The organism is Gordonia gummivorans, assembly GCF_022513585.1.
Taxonomy (GTDB): domain Bacteria; phylum Actinomycetota; class Actinomycetes; order Mycobacteriales; family Mycobacteriaceae; genus Gordonia.
In genome coordinates this window covers 1-9,678 of the sequence record NZ_JAKWBF010000055.1, presented here as the reverse complement: position 1 = coordinate 9,678, position 9,678 = coordinate 1, and the positions used below count along the sequence as shown (strand labels likewise).

The 9,678-nt window shown below is 63.2% G+C and carries 14 protein-coding genes; 4 read left to right on the top strand and 10 right to left on the bottom strand.

Features of this window, described 5'->3' with window-relative positions; genetic code table 11:
* The coding region (locus MKW15_RS23855; RefSeq protein ID WP_240862812.1) for a hypothetical protein at positions 1 to 216 on the bottom strand (216 nt) is incomplete at its 3' end.
* A gap of 94 nt (positions 217 to 310) precedes the next feature.
* On the opposite strand from MKW15_RS23855, the gene MKW15_RS23850 reads away from it, so the two are divergent.
* Complete coding sequence (locus MKW15_RS23850) at positions 311 to 598, top strand: hypothetical protein (RefSeq protein WP_240862811.1); 288 nt, start codon at positions 311 to 313, stop codon at positions 596 to 598.
* Positions 599 to 1,001: 403 nt separating this feature from the next.
* Here MKW15_RS23850 and MKW15_RS23845 read toward each other — a convergent pair whose 3' ends face one another.
* The 4 genes from MKW15_RS23845 to MKW15_RS23830 all read right to left on the bottom strand — a co-directional run bounded on the left by MKW15_RS23845 (position 1,002) and on the right by MKW15_RS23830 (position 4,441).
* The gene (locus MKW15_RS23845) at positions 1,002 to 2,285 is read right to left on the bottom strand and encodes an APC family permease (RefSeq protein ID WP_240862809.1); all 1,284 of its coding nucleotides are present in this window, start codon (positions 2,283 to 2,285) and stop codon (positions 1,002 to 1,004) included.
* A 252-nt stretch (positions 2,286 to 2,537) separates the two neighbouring features.
* Positions 2,538 to 2,957 carry an arsenate-mycothiol transferase ArsC gene (locus MKW15_RS23840; RefSeq protein WP_240862808.1) on the bottom strand — a complete coding sequence of 140 codons (420 nt, stop codon included), beginning with the start codon at positions 2,955 to 2,957 and terminating at the stop codon, positions 2,538 to 2,540.
* 21 nt (positions 2,958 to 2,978) lie between these two features.
* Entirely contained in the window at positions 2,979 to 4,067 is a 1,089-nt protein-coding gene (arsB, locus tag MKW15_RS23835; protein WP_240862805.1) for an ACR3 family arsenite efflux transporter, read from the bottom strand.
* Between the two features lie 5 nt (positions 4,068 to 4,072).
* A complete protein-coding gene (locus MKW15_RS23830; RefSeq protein ID WP_240862803.1) occupies positions 4,073 to 4,441 on the bottom strand; it encodes an ArsR/SmtB family transcription factor in 369 nt (122 codons plus the stop codon).
* Positions 4,442 to 4,503: 62 nt separating this feature from the next.
* Here MKW15_RS23830 and MKW15_RS23825 point away from each other — a divergent pair, with 62 nt between their 5' ends.
* Complete coding sequence (locus tag MKW15_RS23825; protein WP_308221100.1) at positions 4,504 to 5,439, top strand: N-6 DNA methylase; 936 nt, start codon at positions 4,504 to 4,506, stop codon at positions 5,437 to 5,439.
* A 252-nt stretch (positions 5,440 to 5,691) separates the two neighbouring features.
* On the opposite strand, the gene MKW15_RS23820 is transcribed toward MKW15_RS23825, so the two are convergent.
* A complete protein-coding gene (locus MKW15_RS23820) occupies positions 5,692 to 6,069 on the bottom strand; it encodes a hypothetical protein (RefSeq protein WP_240862799.1) in 378 nt (125 codons plus the stop codon).
* Positions 6,070 to 6,124: 55 nt separating this feature from the next.
* Between MKW15_RS23820 and MKW15_RS23815 the strand changes: the two genes are divergently transcribed.
* The gene (locus MKW15_RS23815) at positions 6,125 to 6,466 is read left to right on the top strand and encodes a hypothetical protein (protein ID WP_240862796.1); all 342 of its coding nucleotides are present in this window, start codon (positions 6,125 to 6,127) and stop codon (positions 6,464 to 6,466) included.
* An 8-nt stretch (positions 6,467 to 6,474) separates the two neighbouring features.
* Here MKW15_RS23815 and MKW15_RS23810 read toward each other — a convergent pair whose 3' ends face one another.
* Positions 6,475 to 6,840 carry an Rv2640c family ArsR-like transcriptional regulator gene (locus MKW15_RS23810; RefSeq protein WP_240862795.1) on the bottom strand — a complete coding sequence of 122 codons (366 nt, stop codon included), beginning with the start codon at positions 6,838 to 6,840 and terminating at the stop codon, positions 6,475 to 6,477.
* Between the two features lie 97 nt (positions 6,841 to 6,937).
* On the opposite strand from MKW15_RS23810, the gene MKW15_RS23805 reads away from it, so the two are divergent.
* Positions 6,938 to 7,423 carry an ArsI/CadI family heavy metal resistance metalloenzyme gene (locus MKW15_RS23805; RefSeq protein WP_240862793.1) on the top strand — a complete coding sequence of 162 codons (486 nt, stop codon included), beginning with the start codon at positions 6,938 to 6,940 and terminating at the stop codon, positions 7,421 to 7,423.
* A gap of 23 nt (positions 7,424 to 7,446) precedes the next feature.
* On the opposite strand, the gene MKW15_RS23800 is transcribed toward MKW15_RS23805, so the two are convergent.
* Genes MKW15_RS23800 through MKW15_RS23790 form a run of 3 tightly spaced genes read right to left on the bottom strand, consistent with a single transcriptional unit; the run spans position 7,447 to position 9,303 of the window.
* On the bottom strand, positions 7,447 to 7,848 hold the full coding sequence (locus tag MKW15_RS23800) for an arsenate-mycothiol transferase ArsC (protein WP_240862791.1): 402 nt from the start codon (positions 7,846 to 7,848) through the stop codon (positions 7,447 to 7,449).
* On the bottom strand, positions 7,841 to 8,929 hold the full coding sequence (arsB, locus tag MKW15_RS23795; protein ID WP_240862789.1) for an ACR3 family arsenite efflux transporter: 1,089 nt from the start codon (positions 8,927 to 8,929) through the stop codon (positions 7,841 to 7,843). Before arsB (MKW15_RS23795) ends, MKW15_RS23800 begins: the two co-directional genes overlap by 8 nt.
* Entirely contained in the window at positions 8,926 to 9,303 is a 378-nt protein-coding gene (locus tag MKW15_RS23790) for an ArsR/SmtB family transcription factor (protein ID WP_240862787.1), read from the bottom strand. Before MKW15_RS23790 ends, arsB (MKW15_RS23795) begins: the two co-directional genes overlap by 4 nt.
* Positions 9,304 to 9,678: the final 375 nt, after the last annotated feature.

Here is a 9,678-nt window from a genome sequence, read left to right as displayed (position 1 = left end):
ACGGCCACCCAGCACGATATCGACCAGTACCTGCACTCCGGGCCGACCACCCGACACCTCATACGAACCTTCTTCGTGTGGTGCCGCGCTATGCAGATCAACACCACCGTCACGATCGAGCACCGTTACGCCAAGACCACGCCCTCGTTGACCGATGACCAACGCCTGCAATGGATTCAGACGTTGATGCGTGGAGATGTCACCAGCCTGCACCAACGTGTGGCCGGCCTGCTAATGCTCCTTTACGCCCAAACCGATCGGCCGGATCGTTACCCTACAGATCGGCGACCTGGAACTGACACCCACCGAGTTGCGGATTCGCCTCGGCACCGATCCCACACCCGTTCCCGCGCCATTCGCCGTGTTGATTTACGAACTCCTCGAACATCGCCCCAACCTGCAGACCGCCGGCGCCGACACCATGTATCTGTTCCCCGGCTACCGACCCGGCCGCCACCTGCATCCGCAGACCGTCATGCACACCCTTCGCCGCCTCGGGATCAACGTGCGCGGCAGTCGAAACAGCGCCCTGGACAACCTCGTCGCGCTCGCGCCAGCGCCTATCGTCGCTGACTGCTCGGCTACAGTCATCAGGTGACCGCGCGCCATGCAGCACTGGCCGCAGCCACCTACGCCCGCTAGGCCCATTCGATCGCCACCACCATCGCCACCCTCAACTGAGAGTGCCACAGGTGCGTCCAGTTGTTGGCCTAGCTTCGCGATCCCAAAGGTGCGCGGCGGCTGGACAGCTGCCTGGGACGGGCGACTTCTGCCGGTAAGGTGCAACGCCGATATCGGATTCGTCACTGCAAGGGGTGGACGGTGCCGGAGTTTCAGCCCGGCGCTGTGTGACTCCACATGTGCATCACGGGTCGTGGACGGTCCTACACGGCGGGTCTACGGTGCAACGAAGGCGGGCGAGCAGACACTGGCCGAAGATCGTGAATCGTTTGCGGAGTTGGGCCGAGAGGGTCCTTCGTGATGAAAGAACGCTGCGCCAGTCAACTGGTCGACGGGGGTGAGGTGCGGCTGCCAGGGGTTCTCCGAAGTCTGTAGAACACCGCACCGGCTGCGATGACAACGGCACCGATGATGACCGAGACCAGCGGCAAAGCCACCGCGAGGATCGCGCAGCCCGCGACACCGATCACCGGTACCCACCGTGGGGGGCGGGCCTCATCTCGGGTCAGGGTCCAGGCGGCGGCGTTGGCGATCGCGTAGTAAATCAGCACCCCGAAAGAGGAGAAGCCGATCGCGCCGCGAACGTCGACGGTTGCCGCGACCACGATGACGACCGCCGCCACGGCCAATTCGGCGCGATGGGGCACCTCGAACCGCGGGTGAACTGCAGCCAGCACGTGCGGTAGGTGGTGGTCGCGGGCCATCGCCAACGTGGTGCGGGAAACCCCCAGCACCAGAGCCAGCAGTGATCCTAAAGCCGCTACCGCGGCGCCTACCTGCACGACGGGGACCATCCACGCCACCCCGGCACTGCGGACCGCGTCGGTCAGCGGCGCGGTCGAGGAGCCCAACCGGTCGGCGCCCAGCACCGACAACACCGCTACCGCCACCGCCGCATAGACGACCAAGGTAATCCCCAGAGCCAACGGGATCGCCCGAGGAATAGTGCGGGCCGGCTCTCGGACCTCCTCGCCCAGGGTGGCGATCCGGGCGTAGCCGGCGAAGGCAAAGAACAACAACCCCGCTGCCCGCAACACCCCGCCCACGGTGATGTCGGAACCGATGTCCAACCGGCCCACGACCGCCTGCCCCGAGGTCAGGCTGACGACCACCAGCAGCGCCAGTACCACCAGAACGACCGAGACGATCACCCGTGTCAGCAGCGCCGACTTCTGCACGCCGCAATAGTTCACCGCGGTCAAGGCGACCACGGCCGCGACCGCGACCGCATGGGCATAGGCGGGACACACATAGGCCCCGACGGTCAACGCCATCGCCGCACACGATGCGGTCTTGCCGACCACGAACGCCCATCCAGCCAGATAGCCCCAGAAGTCACCCAACCGCTCGCGCCCGTATACGTAGGTGCCGCCGGATTGCGGATACCGGGCGGCTAGCCGTGCCGAGGACGTCGCGTTGCAATATGCCACCACCGCAGCCGCCACCAGCCCCATCAACAACCCGGAACCCGCCGCTGCCGCAGCCGGTCCCAGCGCAGCGAAGATGCCCGCCCCGACCATCGATCCCAAACCGATCACCACTGCGTCGAACACCCCCAGCCGACGCTGCAACTGCGGTCGATCGTCCCGTGACTGCGTATTCATCGCCCTCCCCGCCCTTGTGCGATCCCGTCGACGATCGGTAACGATAGGCGGTATCGATGGCCGCTACCGATTCAGTCTGGTACTCGAACGGCGCTGGCCGACTCCGACACCTTCGACACGAGCCCAAAGCTGTTGGAAGTCAACACCACTGAAACTGAACCGCAGGATTCTGTGTGTTGTTTAGGACGTCCGCGCACGAAGATCCACGGTCGGCGTGTTGCTGTTCAGGTAGGACGCCGAGAATGCCGTCCTCTACTGCCCGATGCGTTCGACGAGGTCGCGAATGCGGGTGGTGATGTCGTCGCGGATCAGCCGCATCCGGTCCATCCCGTCGATGCCGCGCAGCGATGGTTCGTCGGTGTCCCACACCTCGAGGGCAACACCCTCAGGCGCGCTCACATGTGCTGAGGTGCCTATCACGACGACGAGGTCGGCAGCGCGCATCATCTCGTCGGTCAACTGACTGGGCCGGTGTTCGCTGACGTCGACATTCACCTCGTCCAGCACCTGCACGGACTGAGCATTCGGCGCGACGCCGAGCTTCGCCTCGGTCCCCGCCGACGACGGGTCGAGCATGTTCGCCGCGACGCTACGCGCGAGGCCTTCGGCCATCACCGATTTGCCCCGGTTGCTGACACATACGAACAGAACTGACCACCGGTTGCTCGTCATCGTCGATCACCCAGCGGGAATTCAGACATCTCGGATCGACTCCTTCGATTCTTTGGATTTCGGAACTGCGTCGGTAATGTGTTGGCGAAGTGCCAGTGACACATACACCAGGCCCACCAGCACCGGTACCTCGATGAGCGGGCCGATCACCCCGGCCAGGGCTTGTCCTGATGCCGCGCCGTAGGTTGCGATGGCTACGGCGATGGCGAGTTCGAAGTTGTTGCCGGCCGCGGTGAACGCCAGTGTCGTGGTTCGCGCATACCCCAGTCCCATCACGGCGCCGAGAGCGAAGCCGCCGCCCCACATGATGGCGAAGTAGATCAGCAGCGGGATCGCGATGCGCACGACATCCCATGGGTGGGAGGTGATCTGGTCGCCCTGAAGAGCGAAGAGGATCACGATGGTAAACAGCAGCCCGTAGAGCGCCCATGGTCCCAATCGTGGTAGTAGTGTGTTCTCGTACCAGTCGCGGCCCTTGGCGCGCTCGCCCAAACGTCGGGTCAGATAACCCGCCAACAGCGGGATCCCTAGGAAGATCAGTACCGACTTGGCGATCTGCCACGGCGAGGTATCGATAGTGGTTTGCTCAAGCCCGAGCCAGCCCGGCAGGACAGAAAGGTAGAACCAGCCGAGCACAGCGAACATGGCCACCTGGAAGATCGAGTTCAACGCGACCAGCACCGCCGCGGCCTCGCGATCGCCACACGCCAGGTCGTTCCAGATGATCACCATCGCGATGCAACGCGCCAACCCAACGATTATCAGCCCAGTCCGGTACTCCGGAAGGTCCGGCAACAGCAACCACGCCAGCGCGAACATCAGCGCTGGCCCGACGACCCAGTTCAATACGAGTGACCCGACCAGCATCCGACGGTCGCCGGTCACCGAGTCAAGCCGGTCATAGCAAACTTTGGCCAGCACCGGATACATCATGATCAACAGCCCGAGAGCGATCGGCAGCGAGATACCGTCGATCTCCACCTCCGCGAGGCCGTCACCGAGCCCGGGCACCACACGACCGAGTAGCAAACCGGCGACCATCGCCGCACCAATCCACACAGGCAGGAACCTGTCGAGAACGGAAAGTCGTCCGGCAACAACACTATTCATGCCGCTCACTCCGGAGCCTCGCACGACTTCGACTCCCCCACCACCGCGGCAAGGCCACCCAACAACTCCGACAACTGACTCAGCACGCCCGTGTTGACCCGGTAGTACACCCACGTGGCACGCCGCTCACTGGTGACCACACCAGCTTCGCGCAGAACCTTCAAATGGTGCGAGATGGTCGGCTGTGACACCGCAAACGAGCCGGAAATGTCGCACACACACGCCTCACCGCCGGGATGCGCCGCCACTTCGGAGACCAACCGCAATCGAACCGGATCCGCGAGCGCCTTCAGAGCCGCCGCCCACCTCGCGGCATCTTCGGTACTCAGACCTTGGCCAGCGCCGCCTACCGCCAGCACATGTTGTTTCGACACATATCAATATTGACACTGATCTAATCAGTGACGCAAGTCGGTCCACCCCTCACGAGCGGACGATGGATACATGCCCACCAAAGCTCTTGCAGGGGAATATGATCAACTCGATATTGACGGTATCCAGTCAACTACTGCATATTGCATCAGATGAATCACAGGTAATGGTGCAACCTGCGGCTCTACGGCCAAGGTTCAACTACGGGACCTCCGCGATCGCCCGGATGAACCTGTTCCTCCACGGCATCGCCGATGGCGAGATCGCCCACGGCGACGTCCTCGGCAAGCCCGCCTTCCACGACGAGCAAGGCCGGCTCCAGACCTTCGACATCGTGCTCGCCAACCCGCCCTACTCCATCAAGGCGTGGAACCGCGACGCCTTCGCCAAGGACCCATATGGCCGCAGAATGTGGGGCGTCCCGCCCCAAGGCCGCGCCGACTACGCCTTCTTCCAGCACATCGCCAAGAGCCTCGACCCGAAGACCGGCCGGGCGGCGATCCTGTTCCCGCATGGGGTCCTGTTCCGCCGAGACGAGGCCGCCCTCCGGGAAGCACTGGTGAAGTCTGACCTCGTCGAGGCCGTGCTTGGGATGGGTGAAGGACTGTTCTACAACTCACCGATGCCCGCCGCCATTGTCGTCATGCGAACTAGAAAAGATCCTGTGCGCCGCGGAAAGGTGCTCTTCATCGACGCGTCCAAGGAGATGGCGCGCGAGCAGACGCAGTCGTTCCTGCGCGACGAGCACCAGCAACGCATCATGGACGCGTACAACGCGTTTGAGACGGCAGAGGGGTTCGCGGCGGTCGCAACTATCGACCAGATCATTACCAAGGGCAACACGTTGGCGATCACGCAATACGTCGCGCCGGCCGTCGCCGGCGAGTCTCCGGGGCCGAGCGTCAAAACCTCGCTGGCACAGTGGCGGTCGGCCGCAGATGCCTCGGTGGTCGCCATAGCCGACATCATCGCCCTGCTCCGCTCGGAGATCTCGGCATGAGCGTTGATCTCGACAAGTCCGCATGGAAACGAGTCGCGCTTCGGGATGTCGTTCGTCACGTCACCGACCGCGTGGATCCCTCTGCGGCACCTCCGCGTACCGATCCTCACCATGAAGACACCCCATGACAAGGTGGTTGAGCCTGTGACTGCTGTCCATCCGCGACTTTTGGGTTGACCCAGGGCGGGCCGCCGTTGTCCTCGACGAGGAGACGTTTACCCATTGAGTGCGTCCGTTCTGGGGTCAGGCGAACTATCGCAGGGCTTCGCCGAGGCGAGCGGCGGGCGTGAGGTCGGCGGCGAGACCGCCGCCGGTCGCAGCCCGGGCAAGAGCGCGACCCAGCGCAGGTGCCTGCTTGAACAGATTGTGACCGGCCACAAAAAAGACAGAGCCTGCCTCCCACACCGCCACGCCGTCCTCGCTCCATGGGAGGTCGGTCACCCAGCAGTGAAGAAAGTCGCGCGGCTCTGGGTGGAGACCGGGCAGCGCCCGTGTCACGTATTCGCGTGCGCGTTCGTCCAGCGATCGAATCGCCGCAGGGTCGATGAACGTTCCGTCGTCGCGGACGCCGACGGTTTCGCTGAGTCCGACCGAATAACTGCTGTTGCCCGGTAGCGGCGTCGCGTACACGCCGACTTCGCCGAAGACGCCGCTGCTGTCCTGCAGGCACGCGACTCAGCCAGAGATGCAGGCGGAGGCACTTCCCGTCCTGATCTACGAACTGCTCGAACACCGGCCGAACCTGCAGACCACGGGCAGCGACACGATGTATCTGTTCCCCGGCTACCGTCCTGGCCGCCACCTGCACGCACAAACCGCGATGAAAGAACTCCGTCGCCTCGGCATCAACCTGCACGGAGCACGCAACAGCGCTCTGGACAACCTCGTCAAACTGGCACCGCCACCGATCGTCGCCGACATGCTCGGCTATAGCTATCAGGTGACCGAACGCCATGCCGCGCTGGCAACCACTACCTACGCCCGCTACGCACAATCGCTGGCCGCGACGATCGCGTCCATGAACTGACCTTGTCTTCAGCAGCAGCCGGTGCTCGCCCCCAACACCGCACACAACGCCTGCAGCGATTCCGGCTGAGCCCGGTAGTACACGTTCATACCCCGCCGCTGCCCCACCACCATCCCCGCCCTGCGCAGCTGCCCCAAATGATGACTAGTCGTCGCCTCCGTCACCCCAACCGCCGCCGCGAGATCACACGTACACACACCCTCACCCGACTCATCGGCGAGCAAGATCGCCACCAACTTGATCCGCACCGGATCAGCAAGCGCCTTGAGCCGCAACGCAATCTCGAGCGCATCATCATCGCCAAGCGGACCCGACGACACCGGAGCACAGCAAATTGGACCACTGATATCAACCACCGGCAACGTCTTCGGCACGACCCAACCATACCTCTTACTTGACATATGTCGAAAAGGTGGGCACCCTGCAGGTGGCCCTAGTTCGATATATGTCTCACAGGTGAAGGTGATGGTCATGTCCCGTATCCAGCTCGCGCTCAATGTTGATGATCTCGATACCGCGATCGACTTCTACTCCAAGCTGTTCAACACCACTCCGGCCAAGCGCAAGCCGGGATACGCCAACTTCGCGGTCGCCGAGCCGCCGCTGAAACTGGTGCTGCTGGAGAATCCTGGCCAAGGCGGCACCATCAACCACCTCGGCGTCGAAGTGGAATCTAGCGAGAAGGTGCACGCCGAGATCGCCCGGTTGGCCGGGGAGGGTCTGTTCACGCAGGAGGAGATCAACTCCACCTGTTGCTTCGCGACCCAAGACAAGGTGTGGGTGACCGGCCCGGCCAACGAGAAGTGGGAGGTCTACACCGTGCTCGCCGACTCTGACACCTTCGGGAGCAGCCCGAAACTGTTGGCACAGAACGCCGTCGATAGTGCCGGCCAAGGTTCGGTGTGCTGCGGAGGCAGCGCCAGCGATTCTACTGAAGCTCGCCCAGCCTGCTGCTGACAAGCCGCAGCTCGCGCTCTCGCCTATCGCCCAAGCCGATCGGCGAGAGAGCGGATACGGTTGGTGATGTCGTCGCGGATCAACCGCATCCGTTCGATGCCACGTTCGGAGGGTTCGTCGGTGTTCCACACCTCGAGGGCGACACCTTCGGGCGGGGCAACCTCGGCGGTGCCGATCACCACGACGAGATCTGCGGCCCGCATCAGCTCGTCGGTGAGTTGGCGAGGCTGATGTTCCGCGACGTCGGCGCCGATCTCGGCGAGCACCTGTGCCGACAGGCTATTGACCTGGCCGCCGATCTTCGCACTGGTCCCGGCCGATGATGCAGCGATCCGGTCGGTGACCGTCGGCGTGAGGTGTTCGGCCATCACAGATTTGCCGCGGTTGCTTACGCACACGAAGAGCACATCGATGGGTTCAGGCATGGCGCACGGGCTCCTGGGTTGAGTTGGTGGTTGCGGTGAACCGTTTCCGCAGCGCGAGGGACACGTAAACGAGACCGACGAGGACGGGAACCTCGATGAGGGGGCCGATGACTCCGGCGAGAGCTTGCCCGGAGGTCGCACCGTAGGTGGCGATCGCGACGGCGATAGCAAGCTCGAAGTTGTTGCCCGCCGAGGTGAATGCGAGTGTCGCGGTCCGCTCGTAGCCCAGTCCCATCGTGGCGCCCAGGATGAATCCGCCACCCCACATCACCGCGAAATAGACCAACAGAGGAAGAGCGATCCGCACAACATCCCAGGGCCGCGACGTGATCTGCTCACCCTGCAAAGCGAACAGGATGACGATGGTGAACAGCAGACCGTAGAGTGCCCACGGCCCGAGGCGCGGCAACAACGAGGACTCGTACCACTCGCGGCCGTTGGCCCGCTCACCGATGCGACGAGTCAGGTACCCGGCCACCAGGGGGATGCCGAGGAAGATCAGCACCGACTTCGCGATCTGCCACATCGAAGTGTCAATGGAGGTCTGTTCCAGACCGAGCCAGCCGGGTAGCACCGACAGGTAGAACCAGCCCAACACGGCGTACATGATGACCTGGAACACTGAATTCAGCGCCACGAGGACGGCAGCAGCTTCCCGGTCGCCGCAGGCCAGGTCGTTCCAGATGATGACCATCGCGATACACCTGGCCAGACCGACGATGATCAGGCCCGTCCGGTACTCCGGCAGATCCGGCAACATCAACCACGCCAGCGCAAACATCAACGCCGGGCCGATGATCCAGTTCAACGCCAGCGAGCTGAGCAGCAGGCGACGATCGGCGGTGACCGCGTCAAGTCGGTCATAGCGCACCTTTGCCAGCACTGGGTACATCATGATCAGCAGCCCGAGAGCGATCGGCAGCGAGATACCGTCGAGTTCTACCGTCGCCAGTGTCTCTCCCAGCCCCGGAACAGCTCGGCCCAAAAGCAAGCCTGCGGCCATCGCGCCGGCGATCCACACAGGCAGGAACCGATCCAGCAGCGACAACTTGCCCGCGACCGCAGTACAAGCCCCGCTCATCGACGTTCCTCGCACGAGCCCGGCTCGCCGACCACTGCCGCAAGACGAACGAGTACCTCCGACAATTGCTCGAGCACAACGCTATTCACGCGGTAGTAGATCCACGTGCCCCGGCGTTCACTGGTCACCAGGCCAGCCTCTCGTAACACCTTCAGGTGATGCGAGATCGTCGACTGCGACAACCGGATCGGCCCCGAAATATCACACACACAGGCCTCACCGCCCGGCCGCGACGCCACCTCCGACAACAAGCGCAGGCGCACCGGATCCGCCAACGCCTTCAACTCCGCCAACGCCTTCAACTCCGCCGCGACCCGCGCAGCCCGCTTCGCGCTCAACCCGCCGCCCGCAACCACCACGTCTTGATTCGACATATATCAATATTGACACACATCGAATCAGCAGCCAATTCAGCCCCTACCATCTATCGCCACCGCGAGACTGCCGACCTTGAAACCTCTTGCAGGGGAATATGATCAACTCGATATTGACGGTATCCAGTAAGTAGACCACTGCATATCGCACTGTGCCGCAACACTATTAAACCTTGACGTCACGGAACCTTAACCTCGCACCCTAGGCCGGCGCCCTACCGATGCGACGATCAAGCGTGATGAGCGGCGCGTCCGCCAGTTCGGCGACCGCAACGTAGCTGGCTCGTATCCAGACAAATTGCTGCGGAGTTCCCACACTCGCGAACCGAGAAGTTCGTACGGCCACTGCTCGATCGACAAGTCGAGCAGATCGCC

Coding starts and splice junctions, on each gene's coding strand:
- MKW15_RS23800 (WP_240862791.1), bottom strand. CDS start 7,848: ATGCCTGAACCCATCGATGTGCTCTTCGTGTGCGTAAGCAACCGCGGC.
- MKW15_RS23825 (WP_308221100.1), top strand. CDS start 4,504: ATGGATACATGCCCACCAAAGCTCTTGCAGGGGAATATGATCAACTCG.
- MKW15_RS23790 (WP_240862787.1), bottom strand. CDS start 9,303: ATGTCGAATCAAGACGTGGTGGTTGCGGGCGGCGGGTTGAGCGCGAAG.
- MKW15_RS23815 (WP_240862796.1), top strand. CDS start 6,125: ATGCAGGCGGAGGCACTTCCCGTCCTGATCTACGAACTGCTCGAACAC.
- MKW15_RS23840 (WP_240862808.1), bottom strand. CDS start 2,957: ATGACGAGCAACCGGTGGTCAGTTCTGTTCGTATGTGTCAGCAACCGG.
- arsB (WP_240862789.1), bottom strand. CDS start 8,929: ATGAGCGGGGCTTGTACTGCGGTCGCGGGCAAGTTGTCGCTGCTGGAT.
- arsB (WP_240862805.1), bottom strand. CDS start 4,067: ATGAATAGTGTTGTTGCCGGACGACTTTCCGTTCTCGACAGGTTCCTG.
- MKW15_RS23845 (WP_240862809.1), bottom strand. CDS start 2,285: ATGAATACGCAGTCACGGGACGATCGACCGCAGTTGCAGCGTCGGCTG.
- MKW15_RS23805 (WP_240862793.1), top strand. CDS start 6,938: ATGTCCCGTATCCAGCTCGCGCTCAATGTTGATGATCTCGATACCGCG.